Source organism: Klebsiella sp. OBRC7 (assembly GCF_000293135.1).
In the GTDB taxonomy this organism is placed as follows: Bacteria; Pseudomonadota; Gammaproteobacteria; order Enterobacterales; family Enterobacteriaceae; genus Klebsiella; species Klebsiella michiganensis.
Genome location: NZ_ALNJ01000082.1, coordinates 1 through 23867, shown reverse-complemented (window position 1 = coordinate 23867; position 23867 = coordinate 1). Strand labels below are relative to the sequence as shown.

Sequence of the window (23867 nt, the reverse complement as noted above, 5' to 3'; positions counted from 1 at the left end):
GGAAAGATGTCTGAAGATGAAATACAAATGTATTTCATTTGTATTGCTAAATGTTCTCTTTAATCGCCTTCAGAACTTTTTCTGGTCCTGCTGACTGAGCAAGGTACAGCCCTGCACGAAGTAATGTGGAAACCGTAATGTTCTTGTGCGTAAGTGCCTGGATCTGCTCAACCAGTTCCTGCGCCAGCATCTTTTCCGCAGGTGTCATGCGTATAGTTTTTGGTGTTTCGCCTGTCGTATTTTTCTTTTTAGCCGCAATGTTAGTCAGGCTACTTTCTTTTCTGGCCCGTTCAGGTTTTTCCATTATAGGTCGAACAAGTTCTTTAGACATTATGCTGCCTCACTGCTGATAATTTCTTCTAGCTCACGGGCAAGTTTGCCGTAATCCACTAAAGCCATTGCACTTTTCTGGTAGTAGTACAGAGGAAGACAAGCCACCTGAGACTGTACTATGGCCTGATCAGTACGAATCCGGCTTTTCAATAGTCTCGGAGAAATTCTCTCGTGCGAGCCCAGGGCGGTTTCGATATAAGTGTTTATTTTCTTATTTGCACCATTGTAATTGTTCCGGAATACACTGAAGCGTGCATAATCTTCCTCAGAGATCTCATCCATATAGTCCAGCATGATTTCAAGACCACTCAGAGAAAAACTCCCGCCATCGACAGGTACCAGAACATGATCGGCGATAAAAATTGCATTGCCGGTTGCGATATTGAGCCCAGGTGCACAGTCAATAATGATGTAATCATATTCAGTGCGAACTTTCTCGAGATGACGGCCCAGGATTTTTTCGCGGTGACTGCGGGTAAGGGTCTGTTCAATAATTTTTTCGAACGTCGGGTCAGACGGAATCAGATCCAGGTTAGGGATAGGAGCATCACCGGCCATCGCGGGGATGATGACATCGCGGATATCAAATCGAGAATTGCTGTAGAGATCGCAAATAGTTGGACCATACATGGAATAGTACTTTTTACCATTTGCGGTGACTTCTGTCGTATTGGCCTGCTGGTCCGAGTCAATCAACAGCGTCCGCTTCCCTGATCTGGCATAGTGAACAGCCAGATTGGTAGCCGAACTGGTCTTACCAGGACCACCTTTATTGTTCATTATCGCAATTATGCGAGCATATCGTTCCTGTAGCTTGTTCATCATAACGGCTCCAGATTATGTTTATCAGTCAGGAGTAGTTGTAATCCATTACGCACACATTGGCAATACAAATGTAATACAAAAGTATTTTTATACTGATTGATATTTTGTCTTGATATGCAGTTTTATGGAATAGTTAGTGCACACTTAAAATTTCTGAATAGACACTGAAAGGTAAGTTATGACGATTGAAAGCTTTTTCATCGGCACTCGCATGTCAGGAAAACGTTATGGACCTCAGAGTAAAGACATGCAGGTTTCTGAATTCATAGCACTTATATCTCCGAAAAATGAACCAGAGAAATTTGTCCTACCCGATTTCTCCGGTCTGGCACGTCGGATTGACGCCCAGATCCGGAATCAGTTTATTCAGCAAAAAGAGGATGACTATTACCGTCGATACCGACAGCTTTCGGACCGGTGGTATCAGGCCGGCTCTATCAGTGACAGAAACAATCGCAGCCAGCGTTTTGAGAAGGTCATGGATGAGTCGCTTGAGTTTTTGGTTTACAGTCATGATGTTATGCCCAACATCAACCCATATAATCTCAAATACGATGATCGCGTTCAGGTTAGCACGAAAGGCAAAATGTACTGCGTAGCGCTTCTGTTCCATATTATCGCTCGAGCGGCCTATGAGCCAGTCTCTGTAGGTGCAGATCCTACGCTGCAAAGGCATTGCAAGTGGCTGAAGGACTGGATTAATAAAACGTTAGGGGATCATTTTTTAGAGGGAATGATGATTACTTTCGCCCTTTGTTATCCTGACCACTTTCCTGCCCTGCAGCGCCTTAGCGGAGAGTTAGAAACACGTGATGTTGACACATTCCTGGCTGACGAAGTTCGTAAGGCAAGGCAACACACAGAGGAACAGGTTAATTATCATAACGGCCGGTACCGGTTGAAATTCGAGTACACTCACTTTCACCAGGAGCAATTTGATTTTTTAGCCGAAATGCGTGATCTCCATTACCGGATAGATCGTATTGAACAGCTCCTTCAGAAACTGATAGATAACCCGGTAGTAGATTTCAGTGAAGCTGCTGTTGCAGGGCAGTGGATTGACGAACAAGTACAGCTGCTTGAAACAAACGAAACGAAGCTAATACTCCCATAACTCTAATCAGCCTGGCTGGTTTAACCCTTCGGTACCTGTCCATCAGGTGTCGTTTTTTTCCGTAAGAATGTCTATAGATGGCGCTCCGCAGAAAGAGGTGGGTGTTACGGTTATTCTGCCAGAAATCCCGTTGTGTTCAGGCTGTGTCCTGTCGTTCCGGCAGGACACTTGGCTGTGACCGGCGTGTAAGAAACCCGTCTAATCCAACCCCGCTTTCTTACCGGCCGGGTCTTATCGACTGCAGAACGTATCGATCACCTGTTGCACAATGATCAGAATTACAAACAGCAGCATCAGTACTTTTTCCAGCACAGTTGCACACTGAAACTTCTGAATGATTTTCAGAAAATCAGAGAAAGGCATGTGAATCTCCGGAGATTGGGTTAATCAGTGTTCTGATTTTATGGAAAGTTACATTTCCGGTTTTGCTGTCTATTGAAAAATGTTTTGCACATCTGCTCTGAAACTGAATTGCTACAGATAATGTTGAATCGTCGCAGCCTTCTCCGCGCCCTCAGTTCGAAGATCTTCGAACAGGCCTCTTCGTGAGGACATAAATTGTCTTCTGTCGTGGGGTCATTCCAGCCAAAGCAGTGGTAACTAGCACTATTTATCTTATGAGCAAGATAGTTTTCGCCTTTCGTATCTTTCGGGTCCAGGCATAACAGTATCAACATTTTATGAATCATGCCGATACTGACAGAGCGACCACCAATTATTGATAATGGATAAAGGACATTTAAATTGAACAGAATGACAGGACTCGCTGTTTTATGCCTCTCGCTGATGGGATGCAGTGCCGTGCCATCAGAAAACAGTGCGCAGTACCTCAGAACGGAAATGCAGTCGCCAGTATCAGGGGCAACCATAATTACCGTAACTGCGGACAGCCTTATGAAACAAGACAATACACATAACGCTATACTGTATGCACTTCGACCGATGCCTGGAAAAGCATTCACCTCTGAGCTGGACAGAAAATTTGCCGCAGCGACGATGTATATTGATTTGTCTCCGGGTGAAAAAAGCAGAACGGCCGAGATCAGTGGTGAGATAAATTACTATGATCACGAGCGATACGTGAATGCTCGCCTGGTAGGAGACAGTATCAGGACAATACCGATTGCACCAAAGACCATCCCGCTTACACTGAATAAACCATTCTCAATCAATCTGCCACAAGGTATTCACTATTCAGTCATGCTGACGGACAGCCAGCCTTAAACCTTCATGATTGTCTCATGACTTCCTTTCAGTTTTCTGTAGGGTCAGCAGGGAATATAAATGGGGAAGAGAATGAATTTCATCAATAAACGTCCCACAGGCGTTCTGTCAGAGACCGGGTTTACTCTGCCTGAGATGACTGAATGTTCAATCTCCAGCCCATCATGATGGATGGGTGTGCCCTGGCTTTCACTGCGTGTGCAGCAGGCTGGTCGGGAACGTCCTCAGCAAAATGTCTTCCGTCGCCACCTGTTCTGGTACATGAATGAAGCACTGTTCTGGCGGGAGGCGGACATCATCCGGGTCGCCAGGTAGTTGCCTGCACTGGACCATCCGGACTTCTGAAAAAAAAGCCACCCGCAAGGGTGGCTTTCTGGATATGAGGCCCTGAGCCTTCCCGGGACTGAGCCACTGACGGAAGGGAGAGCCGTTTTTTTCGGTGACATCCCCCGCATGGCGGCAGATGGTTTAAATATGGTATGAATAAATAATAACTCACTGTACAAGAGATTTCCAGACCTATGCGTATCGACCGACGTCTGAGCAGGGATGTACTCACCGAGCGTCAGCTTTATTTTATTGAATGCTGGTCCAACTTCTGCCATAAAAACAGCCCGGATACTGACCGGGTCGGATACAGCAATCCACTCAGCACCATCCGCGAACTGCTATTTCTTTACGAAATGGAAGATCGTTTCAGTGCCGATAAAAAAAGACTCCGGGTGGCCACTGAACTGCTCGAGTTACTCGAGACCGATCAAGTTCTCAGGAGAGAAGCATTTGAGGACATCCCCGCTCAACTGGTGACTCTTCTGGACAGAGATTTGCTGGTTGACCCCACTCGCAGCCCGGTGGAAAAGCGTCCTCGTCTTATCTGTAGCCTATGTGTACAACTGGCGGATATCACCGAGGCCAGTTATATCACTGAGGCTCTTGAGATGCTTGAACAGGAACTGTTTGCATGGCCCCCTCTGGATGAACACCATGCACGGGATATTTACTCACTGACAAACGGAGTGATGAGTGTACTCCTCACCCGGGGTATGACACTGACGGAATGTTACCTGCTGTACATCAATATTTTCAGGAATGTGAGTACTGAACCGAACGCTTTCCGGGCCGCCTTTCACTCGTTCCGGCAGAAACTGGTAACGCCTACTCGGGACGTGACTGTTCGGATGTTTATTACCAGTGAGAAACTGCACACCCTACTTAACACGCAAGGACCCACACTGCAGTTCAACGGATGTGTGTTCATGCCACTTGATGAAGCCCGACAACGCTTCTCCCTCTCAGTCGATATACCGGTTTGCTCAATGTCTGACACATCTGCCCGTAACATGGCCGGTCAGATGCTTCGTGAATCCCTGGATGTCATTGCCTACATGGTAGGTAAGGGAGATATCACCGTCCAGAAACAGTTCATGATAATCAGGGATGAAGACGAAACAGAAGTGCCGCGCTTCGATAATGAAATCGAGGCAAACGCGGACCGGTTAACGGACGAGGAGTTTGCGCGCTTTATGGTGGCGATGAACCGACTGTTCACGGATACACCGGATGTGTCCCGTAAAAAAATCAGCTCCGCATTTCGGTTTTTCCGTAACGGCATTGAAAGCCAAGTTCAGGAGAGTCGTTTCACCGCTTACTGGTCGGCGCTTGAATCATTAACGCTAGGAGTTGCCCCTGGCACACCATCACATGAACAGCATGTCATCGGTGTTGTGGCTCCCTGTATGGTGCTGGACTATGTTGTTAAGCAACTGTTTTCTCTAAGAAAAGTTCTGCGCTTCATTCTGCGAGAGCCAGGGCACCCCTTGCGCACACCGGAGATCGCTTCACTTCCGCTGGGGCAACTCTATGCCCTTCTTAAAGATGCGGACCGGGTCCGTGAACTTCAGACAGATTTACAGCACTTTCCCTATGTCATGTATCGGGTGCGTAAGCTTGCCGGGATCTGTGCGTCACCCGAGAAAATGGCGGATAAACTGGGGCAACATGCCGAGAAAGTCACCCGACATCTTCACCGCCTGTATCTGCTGAGAAATACCATCGTGCACAATGCAGGTACCAGCCCGCACATTGACCTGCTGACGGTGAACCTTGAACACTATCTGCGGGCAACAATCAGCGCGTTGTTTAATATTGTGGTGATCCACCCAACCGTCAGCACCGCTGAGGAGGCATTTACCCGGTGCCAGTTTACCAGTGAGTCAGTTTTCAGGGAACTGAACCCCCTTCACGGGATCACGGAAAAGAAAGTATACACAGCCATTGATAATCAGTTGAAAAACGGGACGCTTTCCCGTAGCGATGCTCGTTTGATAGCATGGCTCAATGCCCACCACTGACACTCAGGAGAAGACTGTCAGAAGAAAGGGTAACTCATCGGCCTCATAGGCCCCGATCAAACTCTTGGGGCAGCCTGATCGGGGTCTATGTTCGGGTTTTCAGATACTCAGCGGCACGCAGGTGCCACTCTTCTGACATGTCTCTCTGTCCCAGGGATGGTGCCGTTTATCAGCTGAGTATCCGCTCATAGCGGGAACGAAATGCTTTTTCCCCTCCCTCCATTTGTCGGCAAATCAGTTCCTTCACCGGCGTCTCCTGAAGCGCTCCACAAAGCCCCGGGTGCAGGCCAGAGCGGTCGTGTTGCATACTGATAACGTATTCCGCATCACCATTGACCACTATTGGGGCAGAATGCGACACGATAATCAGCTGTCGGCGTTTCTTGTTTGCCATGATGGCAGGGATCACGCTCATGCTCAGCATCAGGCAGTCCAGGTCGTCTTCTGGTTGATCCAGCAGGAGGGGATCGGTGCCATATGACAGCAGGAACTGCAACATGCTCGCCCCTTTTTGTCCCGGTGAGGCAGAGGAAATATCTTCCATCCCTCCTCCGGGCGTCTGGTACCGAATGTGGATCCCATCATCCGGATACCAGCATTGCAGGGCATCCAGTTGCGCATCATTCAGACCTTTAAGGCGATTTCTGAAAGCTCCGTGGAGCTCTGACCCTGCTCCCGGCTCCTCGCGATGGATGGCAAGATGCAGAGCTTTAAGCGTATCCAGCGCAAGATATTTGTTTTCCGTTGCCGACGGTAGCGGACTGTACGGGCGCAAGCTGATGAAGCTATGAAGCAGCCCGCTCCCGTCACCATCATCATAGATACGATCGGCAAAGTTGCCGATCCCGGTTACCGCCTGATAACCAGATACGGTGTCTTCGTGTGGGGCACAGAGCGGCAGAATTTTAATATCCAGCGCGCTGAGAGACAGAGAGGACAGAAACGCCTTCCGCTTTTCCGTCAATACCATCCGGTGGTTACGCATTTCAGCCAGTAATCCTGTGGATCTCGCTGCTGAGGCCGCGATCGTCCCGTCAAGATCGGCGTAATTTCTCAGTTCCGACTTCAGCGACTCACAGCGCGTCATCAGCTCATCGAGGACATTCGGATTGAGTCCCTGTTCTCGTAGCACCATGGCCTCACGTTGTACAGTTTCCTCCTGGTTACGCACCGCCTCTTCCAGTGCGAGAAGAGGGGGGTCCTGCCTAATGGTACTGAGTTCCGCGGCATAGTCCGACAACAGTGTGTCAAGACGCTGGTCATACTTTTGCTGTACGTCAGAAAGACGCGTCATAAATGCTGTCAGTGTCGCAGACGGCTCCACCTGGAGCTCCGGGACTTGTACTGGCTCTTTCTCCTGCGCCCTCAGACCAGCGACATGCTGTTCATGATGCTCCAGAGGAAGCGTTGCTGCAGACAGTTCAGCCCGAGCCGTGGCCAGGCGGGTGCAAACCGGATAGTAAGCGCTCGACCGCAACTGACTGACGGCCCGTTCAGCATCAGACAACTCCCCCTGCAGTTTATCTGCGATCGCCTGGCTGGCCAGGTGACCACGCAGCGTTATTTGCTCATTCAGGTATTCCCTTTCCAGTTGATCCCAGCGCTCTTTCCAGGCGCGTTTGTTGACTACCTGACTCTCGTCACAGACGCGCAGGAATGCCCCTGTGTCTGACGCCAGTTCGTAGAGCATTTTCTGGCTGTATATTGAGAGGGGAAAACGATCTGGTGACCAGTGATTGTCCTGCACCCACTGACCTTCGCTGAAAATATGCAATTCATTACGACCATCGGGTCGCCAGCTGAGCCTAAAATCTGTGCCTTCTTTGCGGAACACACATTCGATGAAAGAATCCGCATCCATGCCCATCCCCATCTGACTAAACTGGTTCAACTTGTTGCGTTGAGACACAGTCAGCCCTTCGGTTTTTCGCATGGCCAGACGAATACTTTCGATAAGCGTGGATTTACCACTGCCCCGGGAGCCAATCACCGCATTGTAAAACGGGCTAAACTCAACGGAGGCTCCATACTGATCTGCCGGCTGGCAAAGACGGGTCCTGAATGTCAGGCTGCGCAAATGTGAAGCTGGTGCCTCCGGTGGATTATCATCAAACAGCACGCAGTTTTCCGGATCGAGTAATGCGTGCCTGAGACCGTCAAAATCAGGCTCGGACATCTTCAGCCAGCAGGTGCGCACTCCCGCTTGTTCAGGGTGGTGCGCATCTGATCCCCGAAGCCATGGCAAATCCGCAATTAAACGCCGGTGAGTCCCGTTCGTAATCTCCTCCTCCCGGTGTCTGATCTCCACTGCATGAGGATTTGACTGAAAAGCGGCCGTCAGTTCCCCCTGATTAGTAAGGCTTGTCAGAACGCCTTTCGCCGCATCAATGTGTGCGAGGATACAAATAGCTTCCGGGTTACGACGGATATTACTGATAATGCCCGCGGGTCCCAGCTGAAGCACAAGATGATGGTTGGGGGTTTCACGCGAAATAGGACAGTTGTTGTTGCACTGTGCCAGTAGCCGTTCCACCTCGGCACTGGTGCTCTGGGTGTGCAACACGGCGAGGATATGAACGTTGCCGGTGGCCGTGAGCTCCACACCGGGAAACAAAGTCAGCGGCCGGAAGTCTGCCAGTTCACCGGAACTGGCGTCCCGGGACATGTTCGCCAGTTCCGCTTTCAACACGTCAATCCATGCCCCACTGTTATGGTCACTGATGACAACACAGTCGACCTGTTGCCGCATGTAAGCCAGCAGCCATTCCCGGGGCTGGAGATCTGGGACTTTGTAGTCATCTGAGGCCGGGGTATGGTTATGAAAATCAAATTTAAACCAGCGTGATCCTACCGTCATTGTTTCTTTTCCATGTGGTGCCTAAGGTAATCCCACTATAGAAGCATTCACCTGGTAATTCAGTAACCGTTATGATTGCTGTTGGCATGAACTTCAGTCGGTCTGGCGGAAAAGTCAGAAGGCAAATAAGACCTTCGTCCACATCGGGGGTCTACATATCGACTGCCTTCAGTGGCTTAAATGGCCATGCTCCCCGCTCTCCTCTTTTGCTGAATTCACTCCGGCGTACTTTTACCGTATCAGCGGAGAACACTTCAGTATGATCCAGTGTTACAGTGGCCAGCGTAGCCAGGCTACTGTCCGTCAACGTAAATTCTTTCGGCAGACCCCATGGACCCTGCCTGACGTTCTCGATGCTACTGAATAATTCGCGGAGATAATCGGGGAGCATTTTGCCGCGCCCGTTAATGATGGCCCGATCGCTTTCTGATAGACATCCAATTTCCGGGTGCTCCCTTGCTATAACCTGCAGGACGCCAGGGAGTCCCGGCCAGTATTTTCCGTCATAACGACAGGTCAGGCCATCGAGTGTTTCATGAAGATAATAACGGTAAAGCCCATCATTATCTTCAGCCATCTCCATCAGTTCCACGATGTGCGTGGTTCTCTCAAGTGTGAATGCGTTCCGGTTCAGGATCGCATCTCGGACCAATATCTTCTGTGCCAGTTCACCGGCCTCCTTACTGATAGTCCGGTTCAGTTCTTCAAGCTGGCGATAATCCTCTTTCAATCGGGAAACGATATCAGGTCTACTGAAACGGCCCGCCAGTATGATTTGCTCCAGAAGACAATAGCATTGCTGCCAGGTTAGCGCCTGACGGGCAATATTCTGCCAGACCGACTGCATTTCATTCTCACGACTCAGTAGCCGCTCTATCAGTGGCCATACCGACATCCAGCAAGGACCTGTCAGCAAGTCAGCCTGGTATTGTCTGAGTGTATCAGTGACATCAGTTGCAGTGCTGGTTCGGGTATAACGCATCTTTTTTTCTCCGAAATCTCAGTTGACTCATTATCCATACCAGAGCCAGAACTGTCGGTAACGTAGCGAGATAAATTCCAGTTGGCGTACATTACCCGATGTTTTTCTCAAAACCATCCGTCTGCCTCGCGATCTGGATTTTGAGGGCGTCAGCGAGCTGAAGATTGTTCGGGAGGGGGACTGTATCATCCTGCGTCCCGTCCGGCCGACCTGGTGCTCGTTCGCGCAGCTTGAAAAAGCCGAACCGGACTTTATGGTGGAACGTGGGGACGTTGTCAGCGATGAAGGTCGATTTGACCTGTGAACAAGATCTACATGCTCGACACCAACATCTGCTCGTTCATCATGCGCGAGCAGTCGGAAGTGGTGCTGAAGCGCCTGGAGCCGGCGGTGCTGCGTGACCAGCGTATCGTGGTCTCGGTTATCACTTACTCCGAGATGCGCTTTGGCGCCACAGGTCCGAAGGCCTCCCCACCCCGCGAGCAGTTGGTTGACGCGTTCTGTGTGCCGTTCTGACCTGGGACTGCGCAGCGGTAGATGCGACCACGGAGATTAAACTGGTGCTGCGCCTCGCTGGCACCCCGATCGACATAGCTATCGCCGGGCACGCAATTGTCGCCGGTGCCGTGCTGGTGACGAATAATGCGCTGGAGTTTGAGAGGATATCGACCTTGGTACCTGAGGACTGGGTTAACTAGCGGTTCCTGGTATGTAGTTATGTGAGACTGACTGGCAGAGGTGGTTGCGCCATCAATGAATCCAGCACTGGAAACAGAACAGCACGCGTACATCATGCCTTGCGTTCGCTCAGTGTTTTCAACATCCAGTAATGTATAAAATACAGGTTTTCAGGCAATTAGTGGGAGGTCATCCTGACTTCCCTTTTTTCATATTTTGGTCTTATCCTTAAGAAATATCAGACGGAATCAGATTCCTTCGGGAAACGCTGACGATCGGTGAGTCAGGGAGCAATTCTTGATTCATTCAGAAATTGCCAAAACGGTTTTTCATTTGGTTTGCGGTTTTCTCGTATGTTGCTAAACTTGTCCTGTTTTATCCTCCTGGCGATACAACATTTTCCGGATAACGGTCCCTCAGTCTTTTTTTGTTTAAATAATGAACAACATCATTAATACCCACACAATAATAATCACAATATAATATCTGACATATTTCCGTTACTTCGAGATAATTAACTAATTGCGAACATGTTCTCAAAATGAATATAAGCGTTGATACAAACGCAATATATGCTATTGTTAATATATGATGTTTCTCAGGATACATCTGATATGGTACATACCGTTAAGATTTCAGTTGCTTATATCTAAAATAAACGCCGAAACTTCTCATTGTTATCCTTACGTTTCTTAAGGAGAAGAATATGACAGAGCAAAATAATTTCGGTCAATATATAGGCAGTCACCTTGACGATGACGTCACTCTTTCATTACCTGATTTGCGCCAATTACCAGTGCGTTATTGCACTCTGCAGTTGCTGTCCACCCGTCACGGGAATGACCTCTTCCAGGGATGGCACAGTATAGAGGATTCACGTGACTGGACCTATCTTCCGGATGAAAGACCGCCGACAAAACAGGCAACCCACAGTTATATTCAGCAACTCATTCAACAGAAGGGAGTATATCATTACGCCATTATAGAAAATAATTCAGAAAATGCTGTGGGAACTCTTTCTCTGTATAACCTCGACAATAAAAATGACGTAGCAGAAATAGGAGGCGTACATCTTACTCCAGTTATCAAACGAACTTCAGTCAGTACAGAAGCAATTTTCCTGATACTATCATATGTTTTTGATGTGCTTAAATATCGTCGCTGTGAATGGCAAACCGACAGGCTCAACTCTCAGGGTATGAGATCTGCCGAGAGATTAGGGTTCCAGAAAGAGGGTGTACTGCGTAATAAACAAATACTTAAATCAAGGAGCGTGGACGTTGTAATGTATTCAATCATTCAGGATGAATGGGAAAGAATATCCAGTGCGATAACTATCTGGCTTAGAACTGTCAACTTCGATGACCGGGGACATCAAATACATCCTTTACGGCATTACCTGGCGACAACAGAGCCCTGACTCTTTTGTTATTGCCCCCAGACGTTACTGGAAAAAGGGAGAATCTGAATGAAAATAATGAATGCAGAGATTGAGAGGCAAATCTGGCATCACAATCTTTCCTATTTATTGCTTGCCCAGCGGGTTCTGAATCATTACGAAGACACAGCCCTGTTTCGGCTAGGTATCGACAAGTGTACCGGAGATAAACTCCTGCAGTTGTCGTTGCCCGAACTGGTTCGTCTTGCTGATCGTCCGGAGCTGATTACCGTACTCAGACTCAGGGATCACCACCAGATAGATGTATTACTCAGTCAGTCCACTGGAATGGGATGAGCTCAGCAGGATTTACTTAACATCTTACGGACCATTTTCTTCTTTTTTATTCCGGACTGGGAATTCAGTATGTACCCCAATGAATCAGCGATCTGGATTATTTATCCGCAAAAAAACATGTCATATAAAGTAAGGGGTTTTATTGATTTTATTGATTTTATTGATTTTATTATCGATGAAATCGGAACTACTCCTTACTGGAAGCACGGAAAGTAATTCCTGTGAATACGGATTTCAAGAGGGAAAGTATTGTGTGTATAAAAATCATCCTGATTAATACAGGATGATTTTTATGATGCTGTTACATGAATATAAATTGACGATACAAATCACTCAGTTCTGTTCTTAATTTTTCTATATCCTTCTCCTCACCTGAATTCTCGATCGCCAGTAATTGCTTTTCTTTAACAGTAATTCTTTCACACAACTCTGATAGCGTTGAACAGAATGCCTCTGTATGAGTGGCAGGATAGACGCTTTCATCCTGTTCAGTACTCCGCTTACGAACTGAAGTCACTGGTTTAATATGATGTTCCAGGTTATAGGCTATCTGACGTTCCCTGCGATTGTGCGTTTCATCCATCGCCTGTTTCATGGCCGGAGTGATCCTGTTTGCATAGAGTACGGCTTTACCCTCCACATTACGTGCCACACGTCCAATCATCTGAATAAGTGCGTGTGATGAACGTAAAAAACCTGCATGGTCAGCATCAAGTATCGCGACCAGTGAGGCTTCAGGGATGTCGAGTCCTTCACGCAGCAGACTGATGCCGATTAAGACATCAAATTCCCCGGCCCGTAATCCATTGATAATTTCCTGTCTTTCATCTGTTTTGATATCAGAATGCAGATATCGGGACAGGATCCCATTTTCTGTCAGAAAATCATTCAGTTCTTCTGCGGTCTTTTTGGTCAGCACTGTCACCAGGACACGATTGTTTCTGTTGACGCAATGACGGATTTCTTCAAGTAAGTTCTCCACACACTGGTCTTTGCTTCGGACCTCAATTTCGGGATCCAGTAAACCGGTGGGGCGGATAATTTGCTGAACAACATTTTTCTTTGATTTCTGCAATTCATATTTACCTGGGGTTGCGGAAACAAAGACAGTCTGGGGCTTAATCTTCTCAAACTCAGCAAAACTCAGGGGTCGATTGTTTTTTGAGGAGGGCAGACGGAAGCCGAAATCGATAAGAGTATCCTTGCGACTCTGATCGCCACTGTACATGGCTGAGATTTGCGGGACCATTACGTGCGATTCATCAACAAAGAGCAGGCCATTTTTTGGCAGGTAATCCAGCAGCGTTGTCGGTGGGAGTTCCGGATTTCTGTCGCTGAAATAGCAGGAATAGTTTTCCATACCTGAGCAGTAACCCAGTTCACGGATCATTTCAACATCATTGTTGACGCGTTCGTATAAGCGCTCAGCCTCTATCAGACGATTTGCTTTGTTAAGTTCAGCAACCCGTTTCTCCATGTCAGTAAGAATGCTTTTGGTGGCTGAGGGTATTTTTGCGGTCGGTGTAACAAAGAGTGTTTTGGGTGATATTAAATAATGTTCAATGTCGCCCGCAATTTTCCCACTGACAGGATCAATCCATTTTGCGGATTCTATAACATCATCAAAAAGTTCGACCCTGATGGCCTGATGTTCGGAATCGGCAGGGAATATATCAATAACGTCACCGCGAACCCGGAACATCGCCCGTCCCAGAGTTTTGTCTGTACGGGCATACTGCAGACGTGCCAGTTGATGAATTAACTCCCGCTGGGCGAGTTGTCGTCCCGGGTATACCGGGATCTGGATCTCTCTGTATGCGTCCGGATCACCTAATCCGTATATCGAAGAGACGGAAGCGACGACTATCACATCCTGACGTTCAATCAATGCCTTGGTCGTAGATAACCGTAACCTTTCAAGATGATCGTTGATAGCGGAATCTTTCGGGATAAAGCGGTCACTTCCGGGGATATAGACTTCTGGCTGAAAAAAGTCGTAGTAAGAAACGAAGTATTCGACAGCATTTTCTGGGAAAAACTGCTTCATCTCCAGATAAAGCTGTGCGGTTAACGTCTTGTTAGGAGCCAGTATTAATGTAGGGCGCTGCAAACGGTGTATCACATTCGCCATGGTGAAGGTTTTACCCGAACCGGTTATCCCCTGAAGTGTCTGATGTGTCGCTCCTGCTTCGACTCCCGCTATCAGTCTGGCTATTGCTTCGGGCTGATCTCCTGACGGGATATAGCCTGAATGTAAAATGAATTTTCCTGTGGACATTATGATCTCTCCTGGTTGGAACGCCCCGGACAGCGTTAACACTACTACACTATAGTTTATGACAACCCGACGTAAGGCATTTATGCCTGACTGAAGAAAAGTTATTTGTTCTGTACCAATAAGTTGGCGTTCTGTTCACTTCTATTGTGTACCGTTAAAGTACGAATGTGCCTGATACAACTCTGTCATCTGTCTGGATTTGTACATCGTGGGGTCAACATTTTTTCTTGCATAGTATAGGGGGGTATACTATAGTCTCTTCAATCCTGATTAACAGGGACAATCAATGCCACATTCTCCAGAAGAAAAGAAACAGGCGCTTGTCCGGGTACGACGTATCAAAGGTCAGATTGCAGCGCTGGAACAGGCGATTGAAAACGAAGCGGAATGTTCTTCATTGTTGCAGCAACTGGCTTCGGTACGAGGAGCCGTTAAAGGCCTGATGACTGTTGTTCTGGAAAGCTATCTCAGGGAAGAATTTCCCGATACGAACAAAAGAAGGGGGTCGCAGACGAAATCTATCAACGACGCTATTTCCATTGTTCGCTCATATCTCCGTTAACTCTGCCAGGCAGACGTCTGATGGGGTCAGTAAAAACAGTAATAAAAGGATATGACATATGAAATCACGTGCAGCTGTAGCATTTGCTCCTGGTAAGCCCCTCGAGATCGTTGAAATTGATGTGGAGCCGCCTCGTAAGGGTGAAGTACTGGTAAAAATCACCCATACCGGCGTCTGCCACACTGATGCATTTACCTTGTCCGGTGATGATCCGGAAGGTGTGTTCCCGGCAGTACTGGGTCATGAAGGTGCGGGTGTTGTTGTGGAAGTCGGCGAAGGGGTCACCAGTGTGAAACCTGGCGATCATGTTATTCCGCTTTACACGGCAGAATGCGGCGAGTGTCTGTTCTGTAAATCCGGAAAAACTAACCTGTGTGTCTCTGTTCGCGCCACCCAGGGTAAAGGACTTATGCCTGATGGCACGACCCGTTTCTCTTACAAGGGCCAGCCTCTTTTCCACTATATGGGCTGCTCTACATTCAGTGAGTATACCGTCGTCGCAGAAGTGTCTTTAGCCAAAATTAATCCACAGGCGAATCATGAACATGTCTGTCTGCTGGGTTGTGGCGTAACGACAGGTATCGGTGCGGTTCACAACACTGCGAAAGTACAACCAGGTGACACGGTTGCTATTTTTGGCCTGGGTGGTATTGGCCTTGCAGCGGTACAGGGCGCGCGTCAGGCAAAAGCGGGTCGTATCTTTGCCATCGATACCAATCCGGAGAAATTTGACCTGGCCCGTTCATTTGGTGCAACTGACTGCATTAACCCGAAAGACTACGACAAACCTATCCAGGACGTTCTCATTGAACTGACAGGCTGGGGTGTCGACCATACGTTTGAATGTATCGGTAACGTAAACGTAATGCGTTCTGCACTTGAAGCGGCACACCGTGGCTGGGGTCAGTCCGTCGTTATCGGTGTTGCGGGTGCAGGTAAAGAAATCTCCACTCGTCCATTCCAGCTGGTCACCGGCCGTGTATGGAAGGGTTCTGCCTTTGGTGGTGTTAAAGGTCGTACCCAGCTGCCGGGCATGGTTGAAGATGCGATGAAAGGCGAAATCGATCTCGCACCATTCGTGACTCATACCATGGGCCTTGAAGAGATTAATGACGCCTTCGACCTGATGCATGAAGGCAAATCTATTCGTACAGTGATCCACTACTGATTCAGGTTTCACTGGCGATCTTTCAATATTAGTTTTAAAGGAAACAATCCATGTCCAATCCAGTTATTTCAGGCAATGGCATCTTCTCTCACGTCTTTATCGGTGCTGTAGATGTTCAAAAGTCGGCTGAGTTTTATGACGCCACTTTAGGTGCACTCGGTATCAACAACCTTGGTCCTTTTGGTAATGGCTGGGTGTTGTTTGGCCGTGACAAGCCGGCTTTCATCATTGCCCGTCCTGGCAATGGTGAAGCGCCATCCAGCAATGGTGTGACAATTGGCTTTGCTGCCGCCACGCCTGCTGAAGTTGACGCTTTCCATGCCGCAGGCCTGGCTGCTGGCGGGACTGATGAAGGCCAACCGGGTCCTCGTGGTCATCTGCCAGGTGCTTATGCTGCCTACCTGCGTGATCCGGCTGGTAACAAGATCTGCTCCTATACCTTCATCTGATCGTAGGGTGCATCCGACACAAATGTTGTACGGTTTGCCGATCAGGCGAACGGTATGAGTTGTGCCAGCGTATGAAGATCAACCCGCAGACGTTTACGTCTGCGGGTATCTTTCTCGAAGCGTAATGTGACTGGCCGTCAGAAAAAGAGAGAGTCTTATGAAAGAGTCAGCATTATCTGCTATCCGTTCTGAGATGCAATCACCCGAAACCGTGTACGGGATGCCGGCTCATAAAGACAGAACGGCCGCTGTCAATGAAGTACATGCGCGTCCGCACCTGCTTATCACATCACCACAGACCCTGCTGCAGTTTGCTTTCATGACTAAAGGCGACCAGTCAGGTGACCAGCGGGTCATGGTTGAGCTGTCAGATCGTCTTGGTTTAACACCATCAGAAAATTCAGCACCCCTGCACGGTATCACGTGGCGGGAAGGCGCTTTGTATTGTGAAAAACACGGTGAGTTTTCCACCTACTTATGGAGTACCACATGCGATCCGCGTGACGGACAGTTAAGGGGAGAGAACCCCTTCCGGCATGGTTTCACGCCACCGGGTTCGGTTATCTGTGGTACCCGTCTGGATATTCTGCCATGGACTGCAGAATCTGAGGCTGCAGTAACGAATTTAGATCCTGTCAGCAGGTGCTATTCAGTAACAGAAAATGGCCGTGCCGCAATTATCTCTGATTTTCGCCAGGATAAAGACGGGCTGACACGCATTCTGATACTTGAACGGGACCTGACAGAGGCACAGCTGGGTGCACTGGTTCAGCGGCTGCTTGAGATTGAAAATTATCGCACGCTTGCTTTGCTTTCTTTACCACTTACAAGAACCATGGCCTCTGAACTGAGGCGAGTGGAAAACCGACTGGCTGAAATTACAGAAGAAATGCGCACCGGAGAGCATCGTAAAAATGAACAGTTGCTCTCTGCGTTGACCAATCTTGCCGCAGAACTTGAAGCCGGCGCTGCAGCGAATCTGTACCGGTTTGGCGCAAGCCAGGCCTACTATGAAATTGTTGAGGAAAGGCTGAATACGCTCTCCGAAACGCCGGTTCCAGGCTACTACACCTGGTCTGATTTTTTGCAACGGCGCATTGCCCCAGCCATGCGAACCTGCCGTTCTGTGAAAGAACGACAGGCGAAGCTGTCTGACAAACTCATGCGGGCTATTTCGTTACTTCGCTCCTGGATAGATGTTGAACTGGAACATCAGAACCGTGACCTGCTGGCTTCGATGAATAACCGGGCCAGACAACAGCTACATCTGCAGCAAACCGTTGAAGGATTGTCTGTTGCCGCCATTTCATATTATGTGGTGAGTCTGATTTCGTATCTGGTGAAAGGGGTTCCCGGGATCCACGATGTCATGCCACCTGAGCTGGCGGTTGCCATTCTCGTGCCCTTCATTGTGCTCGCGATTTGGTGGGTGGTGCGAAGAATAAGAAACTCGCACACCGACCCTGAACATAACGAAAACCGCTCTGACTGAGTTGTTACGTTGTTGCTGAATTGTCCTGTCGTTATACGGAGAAAATTATGGAACGTCTTGAACATCATGCCAGCTTTGATGGGTGGCAGGAAGTTTATCAGCATGAGTCTGGCACGCTTGGCTGCACGATGAAATTTGGTGTTTATACTCCACCCCAGGCGCTTAACGGTAATGTACCGGTACTCTACTGGCTTTCCGGTCTGACCTGTACGGAACAGAATTTTATTACCAAATCGAGCGTTCAGCGTTATGCCGCAGAGCATGGGATCATGATTGTGGCACCAGACACCAGTCCGCGTGGCACCGATATTCCTGATGATCCTGACTACGCTCTCGGTCAGGGGGCCGGATTCTATGTTAATGCAACCCAGGAGCCCTGGGCGACACATTACAAAATGTATGACTATGTGGTAAACGAGCTCCCGTCCCTGATTGAAGAATGGTTCCCGGCGTCTGATAAAAGAAGTATCAGTGGACATTCGATGGGCGGACATGGCGCCCTGATGATTGCGCTCAGAAACCCGGGCCGCTATCAGAGTGTATCCGCATTCTCACCGATCGTCGCACCTTCTCAGGTGCCCTGGGGAGAAAATGCATTGTCTGCTTATCTGGGTGATGATCGGGAATACTGGAAGCAGTACGACACGGTTGAGTTGATCCGTAAAGCGCAGGAAAGGCTACCTCTGCTTGTAGACCAAGGACTGAATGATGAGTTTCTGAAGACTCAGCTTCAGCCGGAGAGACTGAAGAGCGTTTGTGAGGACACCGGTCATCCGTTGACGCTTAACCTGCGTCCGGGACACGATCACAGCTATTACTTTATCTCCAGCTACATTGGCGACCACATTGCACATCATGCAGCAGCACTGACGCGCTAAATTCAGGAATTATGGTTATGGTACATTTCTGCGATCAAAAACATCATGTTGTCGTGATAGGGGCTGGGTTCGGTGGACTCTCCGTTGTCAGAGAACTGGAAGAGCCGGGCGTTTCGATCACAATCATTGACCGGAGTAACCACCATCTGTTTCAGCCTTTACTTTATCAGGTCGCTGGCGCATCACTGCCATCAGCAGAAATTGCCTGGCCCGTTCGCTCTCTGTTTCGTCATCGTGAGGATGTACGTACCCTGATGGCCGAGGTCCAGGATGTGGATACCGATTCACGGGAGGTTCTGCTGAAAGATGGTTCCCGAATTGATTATGACACGCTTGTCGTTGCCACTGGGGCCACGCACGCTTATTTCGGTCATGATGAGTGGGAACAGTTTGCGCCGGGACTGAAGAACCTGGATGATGCCACGACCCTGCGCGCACGGATCCTTTCCGCTTTTGAACAAGCTGAGAATACCACTGATCCCGCGTTACGGGCTGCCTACCAGACATTCGTCATTGTCGGGGGGGGACCGACAGGCGTTGAGCTGTCCGGGACCATTGCCGAACTGGCAAGGAAAACGCTGAAAAATGATTTCCGTTCTATTGATCCGACAGAGACCAGAATTATTCTGGTTGAAGCCGGACAACGATTGCTCACTGCCTTCCCGGAGTCATTATCGGAATATACCCGTCAGTCCCTGGAGAAACTGGGAGTGGAAGTCAGTTTTGGCCAACCGGTAACGGAATGCTCTGCCGAAGGCGTAGTATATGGTGGGCAACCTCTTCCTGCCAAAACGATCATCTGGGCAGCAGGCGTCACTGCTTCTCCGGCTGCACGCTGGCTCAAGACGGAAGCTGATCGGGCTGGTCGGGTTATCGTGGGAGCTGATCTCACGCTCCCGTTACACCCTGAAATATTTGTAATAGGTGATACCGCGGCCGTGACCGGAGAGGACGGCAGGATGATCCCGGGCATTGCTCCGGCCGCAAAACAGGAAGGACAGTATGTGGCTAAACTGATCCAGTCCCGTTTAAAGGATGAAAAACCTGTCCTGAAACCTTTCCGGTACCGGCATCAGGGGAACCTGGCGACCATCGGTCGCGGACTGGCTGTGGTTGATATGGGACGGTTAAAACTCCGGGGAGCCATGGCGTGGTGGTTCTGGAAAATTATCCACCTGTATTTTTTGATCGGAACCAGAAACCGGTTGAGTGTCGCTATCAGCTGGATCTGGAACCACAGTATCGGATACAGGGGAGCCCGCATTATCACGGGAGGTAAATCACCTGATCCGGATAAGAGTGCGGTCCATTCCCGCTCAGAAGAGTGATACCTGAACCTTACTGATGCCGCTGAAACATCAGCGGCATTCCTTATTTAATCACCGGCGCCGGCGCAGGCAATCCGCTTACTGCTGCATAAATCCCTTTTGTCATTATTCCTTCTTAACTAATGGTTCGGCACATCGGTTAACGCCATTCAACGTAACCAGCGTCAGAAGTAAAGTTGATTTACGTATTACAGGATTAAACTATGTCAAAGAAACTTTTTGGTGCCCCCCCAACCCTGACAGACGCCAGTAATTCTGTTGTGGTACGTGGTGCCAGGGAGCACAACCTTAAAGAGGTGGATGTCTCTGTTCCGCGTGATGCACTTGTTGTCTTTTCGGGGGTCTCTGGTTCCGGTAAGTCTTCACTGGCTTTTGGAACCATTTATGCTGAGGCGCAACGACGCTACTTTGAATCGGTTGCCCCGTATGCGCGGCGCCTCATTGATCAAGCCGGTGTTCCGGATGTGGATGCCATTGATGGACTCCCCCCTGCAGTTGCCCTTCAACAACAGCGAGGAACCAGCAATGCACGCTCTTCTGTCGGCAGTGTGACCACCTTATCGAGCCTGGTGCGCATGATGTATTCCCGGGCGGGAGCCTATCCGGCAGAACAACCTATGCTCTATGCTGAGGATTTTTCTCCTAACACGCCTCAGGGAGCATGTCCATCCTGCCATGGTCTCGGACATATCTATGATGTGACAGAAGCACTGATGGTACCTGATCCGTCACTCAGTATCCGGGACAGAGCCATTGCCTCCTGGCCACCTGCCTGGCACGGACAAAATCTTCGCGACATTCTGGTGACACTGGGCTATGACGTCGATATCCCCTGGAAAGAGTTATCTGAAGAAGAGCGACACTGGATCCTGTTTACTGAAGATACCCCGACGGTGCCGGTCTACCCCGGACTCAGCCCGGAAGACACACGTGTCGCAGTCAGGGAAAAAATGACTCCGGGTTATATGGGGACGTTTACAGGGGCGCGACGTTATGTTCTGCATACCTTTGCACACACCCAAAGTGCACTGATGAGGAAACGCGTCTCCAGTTTTATGGAAGGTAAACTGTGTCCTGTCTGCCACGGAAAAAGGCTTAAACCGGAATCATTGTCAGTCACTTTTGCTGGAGTGGACATCGGTGAGTTTATGCAGATGCCTTTAGACCAGCTGGCTGAGTTGCTTCTTCCTATCTCCCGGGGGGATTTCAGTACGCATCATGCCGGGGCTGATACTGACAGGGATATCACCCGCCGGGACCGGACAGAACGCGCAGGTTCCGGCAGAGCAGTCCATTCTGTAACGCCGGATGTCCGCCGGACCTCAGCATTATCGACAGAGAAACGACTGGCTGCTCAACGACTGACCAGAGGTGTTATGGACCGGCTGTATCAGTTGCAGAAACTGGGACTTGGTTATCTGACATTAGACAGAACAACGCCAACACTCTCCGCAGGGGAACTCCAGCGATTGCGTCTTGCCACTCAGCTTAGCTCCATGTTGTTTGGGGTCGTCTATGTTCTCGATGAACCATCAGCAGGCCTGCACCCTGCAGACAGCCATGCACTTTACGATGCTCTGGAGAACCTGCGGGATGCCGGAAACTCAGTGTTTGTCGTTGAGCATGATCTTGACCTGATGCGACGGGCGCAATGGCTGGTTGATGTGGGACCCGCTGCAGGAGAACAGGGCGGTCATATTCTCTACAGTGGTGTACCTGAAGGTCTGAAAGCTATTGCTGAATCCAGAACGGCGCGGTATTTGTTTGATGAAATCAGGCCACCACAATCATACGCCCGACAGCCAGCAGGATGGTTAAAATTACAGGATATTCACCGTCACAACCTGAAGGGACTGGACGCCTGTATTCCTCTGGGGGTACTGACCGCTGTTACAGGTATTTCGGGTTCCGGAAAGTCTAGTCTGATTGCTCAGGCCTTACCTGAGCTGGTGCTTTCCTCGCTTGGCCATGAACCAGAAGACGTGTTATCCGAGGGCAGTGATGCTGAGGGACCAACCGTTACTGAGAAAACTTACGGTACGCTGACAGGCGACACCGGACTGATCAAACGTCTGGTGCAGGTTGACCAGAAACCGATAGGCCGGACACCGCGTTCTAACCTGGCGACATATACCGGACTGTTTGACCATATTCGTAAGCTCTTTGCCGGAACACCTGCTGCTAAAAACTATCATTATGATGCCGGACAGTTTTCTTTCAATGTGGCAAAAGGTCGCTGTGAAACCTGTGAGGGTGAAGGGTTCGTCAGCGTTGAACTCTTGTTTATGCCCAGTGTGTATGCCCCTTGTCCGACATGTCATGGCGCACGCTATAACCCGGATACGCTCAGGGTTCGCTGGAAGGAGCGAAACATTGCGGAAGTCTTGCAGATGACAGTGGATGAAGCCTGCAGCTTCTTTGCTGATGTAGAACCCGTGGCGCGACCTCTGCGCCTGCTGGGCGAAATCGGTCTGGGATATCTGCGTCTGGGTCAACCAGCCACTGAGTTATCCGGAGGAGAAGCTCAACGGATAAAGCTGGCAACCGAACTGCAACGTAGCCAACGTGGCCATACGCTGTATGTTCTGGATGAACCGACCACCGGACTCCATGCGTCAGACGCCGACCGTCTGCTTGTGCAGTTGCAGCGTCTTGTTGAGACAGGGAATACCGTAGTTGTGATTGAACACGATATGCGTGCAGTCGTGCAGGCTGACTGGGTTATGGACATTGGTCCCGGAGCAGGTCATGAGGGAGGCAACCTGGTTGCAGAAGGTACACCCGCCCAGGTATCACAGGTTTGTGAAAGCCGCACGGCACCGTTTATTGCCCGGGAGTTGTCACGGAACTGGTAAAAGGACAGTGTCGTCATAGCGTGAATGACGACACTGTCACGCTACTGGTATATCCCCTGAACATTTTACCTGTCATTGTAACTACCTGAAAAAATACGTGATAAGAAACCTGTTGTACCAGGGCACAGCAAAAACACCAAATCTTATCCAGTGTTAAACATCACTGTTATGCAGGTGGTAAGGAGAACCTGATGAAACTATTTACGATTGGTTTCACACAATCTTCGGCGGAGGATTTTTTTACGCGTCTGAAGGAATCCGGAGCAAGACGTATTCTGGATGTGCGTCTCAATAATCGTAAGCGTGCAGCGAGAACCGTATTGACGGGGATGTGTTATTCATTTGGCAATGCTACGCGCCAGGGGAGCAGTTCGCTGACCCGGTTTATCGGCCAGTCAGCTATAACATCAAGCACATGGCGAAGGTAGCTTTCTGGCTCCACTCCGTTCAGTTTGCATGTCCCGATCAGGCTGTACAGCAGCGCTCCCCGCTCTCCTCCATGATCCGAACCGAAGAACAGGTAGTTTTTGCGGCCCAGGCTGACCATCCGTAGCGCATTCTCAGCTATGTTGTTATCTGCCTCGGCCCAGCCGTCGTCAGTATAGTAAGCCAGCGCCGGCCACTGGTTCAGTACGTACGTGAACGCTTTCGCCAGTTCTGAGTGTCGCGACAGCGTTTTCACCTTTTCACGCAGCCAGCTTTCCAGGGATTTCAGCCGCGGTTTAGCTTTTTGCTGACGTTCTGCAAGGCGTCGCTTC

General features: G+C 49.4%; 19 protein-coding genes and 1 pseudogene. 14 read left to right on the top strand and 6 right to left on the bottom strand.

The window, feature by feature from the left end:
• Window positions 1-46: 46 nt before the first annotated feature.
• Window positions 47-331, bottom strand: a complete 285-nt coding sequence (locus tag HMPREF1144_RS16050) for a hypothetical protein (protein WP_000032260.1) — start codon at window positions 329-331, stop codon at window positions 47-49.
• On the bottom strand, window positions 331-1158 hold the full coding sequence (locus HMPREF1144_RS16045) for a ParA family protein (RefSeq protein ID WP_000981293.1): 828 nt from the start codon (window positions 1156-1158) through the stop codon (window positions 331-333). The genes HMPREF1144_RS16050 and HMPREF1144_RS16045 overlap by 1 nt, the downstream gene beginning before the upstream one ends.
• Before the next feature lie 178 nt (window positions 1159-1336).
• On the opposite strand from HMPREF1144_RS16045, the gene HMPREF1144_RS16040 reads away from it, so the two are divergent.
• The 3 genes from HMPREF1144_RS16040 (at window position 1337) to HMPREF1144_RS16030 (ending at window position 5847) form a co-directional block, all read left to right on the top strand.
• Window positions 1337-2272, top strand: a complete 936-nt coding sequence (locus HMPREF1144_RS16040; protein WP_000151478.1) for a hypothetical protein — start codon at window positions 1337-1339, stop codon at window positions 2270-2272.
• A gap of 744 nt (window positions 2273-3016) precedes the next feature.
• On the top strand, window positions 3017-3496 hold the full coding sequence (locus HMPREF1144_RS16035) for a hypothetical protein (RefSeq protein ID WP_126498302.1): 480 nt from the start codon (window positions 3017-3019) through the stop codon (window positions 3494-3496).
• A 521-nt stretch (window positions 3497-4017) separates the two neighbouring features.
• Window positions 4018-5847: a hypothetical protein gene (locus HMPREF1144_RS16030; protein WP_001217270.1), complete on the top strand. Its 1830-nt coding sequence runs from the start codon at window positions 4018-4020 to the stop codon at window positions 5845-5847.
• A gap of 169 nt (window positions 5848-6016) precedes the next feature.
• On the opposite strand, the gene ppl is transcribed toward HMPREF1144_RS16030, so the two are convergent.
• Window positions 6017-8704, bottom strand: a complete 2688-nt coding sequence (ppl, locus tag HMPREF1144_RS16025) for an anti-phage protein Ppl (protein WP_009653370.1) — start codon at window positions 8702-8704, stop codon at window positions 6017-6019.
• A gap of 151 nt (window positions 8705-8855) precedes the next feature.
• Window positions 8856-9686 carry a hypothetical protein gene (locus HMPREF1144_RS16020; protein WP_001270901.1) on the bottom strand — a complete coding sequence of 277 codons (831 nt, stop codon included), beginning with the start codon at window positions 9684-9686 and terminating at the stop codon, window positions 8856-8858.
• Window positions 9687-9756: 70 nt separating this feature from the next.
• Between HMPREF1144_RS16020 and vapB the strand changes: the two genes are divergently transcribed.
• The 4 genes and pseudogenes from vapB (at window position 9757) to HMPREF1144_RS16005 (ending at window position 12099) form a co-directional block, all read left to right on the top strand.
• Window positions 9757-9990: a type II toxin-antitoxin system VapB family antitoxin gene (gene vapB, locus HMPREF1144_RS31650; protein WP_032140383.1), complete on the top strand. Its 234-nt coding sequence runs from the start codon at window positions 9757-9759 to the stop codon at window positions 9988-9990.
• Window positions 9987-10384, top strand: a pseudogene (locus tag HMPREF1144_RS16015) (type II toxin-antitoxin system VapC family toxin). Before vapB ends, HMPREF1144_RS16015 begins: the two are co-directional and overlap by 4 nt.
• 686 nt (window positions 10385-11070) lie before the next feature.
• Window positions 11071-11784, top strand: a complete 714-nt coding sequence (locus HMPREF1144_RS16010; protein WP_042927897.1) for a GNAT family N-acetyltransferase — start codon at window positions 11071-11073, stop codon at window positions 11782-11784.
• Window positions 11785-11832: 48 nt separating this feature from the next.
• Window positions 11833-12099 (top strand): flagellar transcriptional regulator FlhD, encoded by a 267-nt coding sequence (locus HMPREF1144_RS16005; protein ID WP_009653367.1) that lies wholly within the window; start codon window positions 11833-11835, stop codon window positions 12097-12099.
• Between the two features lie 301 nt (window positions 12100-12400).
• Here HMPREF1144_RS16005 and uvrB read toward each other — a convergent pair whose 3' ends face one another.
• On the bottom strand, window positions 12401-14377 hold the full coding sequence (gene uvrB, locus HMPREF1144_RS16000) for an excinuclease ABC subunit UvrB (RefSeq protein WP_000103071.1): 1977 nt from the start codon (window positions 14375-14377) through the stop codon (window positions 12401-12403).
• Window positions 14378-14663: 286 nt separating this feature from the next.
• On the opposite strand from uvrB, the gene frmR reads away from it, so the two are divergent.
• The 7 genes from frmR (at window position 14664) to HMPREF1144_RS15965 (ending at window position 23109) form a co-directional block, all read left to right on the top strand.
• Window positions 14664-14939, top strand: a complete 276-nt coding sequence (frmR, locus tag HMPREF1144_RS15995; RefSeq protein ID WP_001120775.1) for a formaldehyde-responsive transcriptional repressor FrmR — start codon at window positions 14664-14666, stop codon at window positions 14937-14939.
• A 58-nt stretch (window positions 14940-14997) separates the two neighbouring features.
• Entirely contained in the window at window positions 14998-16107 is a 1110-nt protein-coding gene (locus HMPREF1144_RS15990; RefSeq protein ID WP_000842119.1) for an S-(hydroxymethyl)glutathione dehydrogenase/class III alcohol dehydrogenase, read from the top strand.
• A gap of 50 nt (window positions 16108-16157) precedes the next feature.
• Window positions 16158-16556 carry a VOC family protein gene (locus HMPREF1144_RS15985; RefSeq protein WP_000070400.1) on the top strand — a complete coding sequence of 133 codons (399 nt, stop codon included), beginning with the start codon at window positions 16158-16160 and terminating at the stop codon, window positions 16554-16556.
• Between the two features lie 157 nt (window positions 16557-16713).
• Window positions 16714-18048 carry a DUF3422 family protein gene (locus HMPREF1144_RS15980; RefSeq protein ID WP_000664785.1) on the top strand — a complete coding sequence of 445 codons (1335 nt, stop codon included), beginning with the start codon at window positions 16714-16716 and terminating at the stop codon, window positions 18046-18048.
• A 47-nt stretch (window positions 18049-18095) separates the two neighbouring features.
• Complete coding sequence (gene fghA / locus HMPREF1144_RS15975) at window positions 18096-18926, top strand: S-formylglutathione hydrolase (protein WP_000440264.1); 831 nt, start codon at window positions 18096-18098, stop codon at window positions 18924-18926.
• A 17-nt stretch (window positions 18927-18943) separates the two neighbouring features.
• Window positions 18944-20254 (top strand): NAD(P)/FAD-dependent oxidoreductase, encoded by a 1311-nt coding sequence (locus HMPREF1144_RS15970; protein ID WP_000233327.1) that lies wholly within the window; start codon window positions 18944-18946, stop codon window positions 20252-20254.
• Window positions 20255-20457: 203 nt separating this feature from the next.
• A complete protein-coding gene (locus HMPREF1144_RS15965) occupies window positions 20458-23109 on the top strand; it encodes an excinuclease ABC subunit UvrA (protein ID WP_000038427.1) in 2652 nt (883 codons plus the stop codon).
• Between the two features lie 334 nt (window positions 23110-23443).
• Here HMPREF1144_RS15965 and HMPREF1144_RS15960 read toward each other — a convergent pair.
• Window positions 23444-23867, bottom strand: a 424-nt coding sequence (locus HMPREF1144_RS15960; RefSeq protein WP_009653127.1) for an IS66 family transposase, incomplete at its 5' end; no start/stop codon positions are given.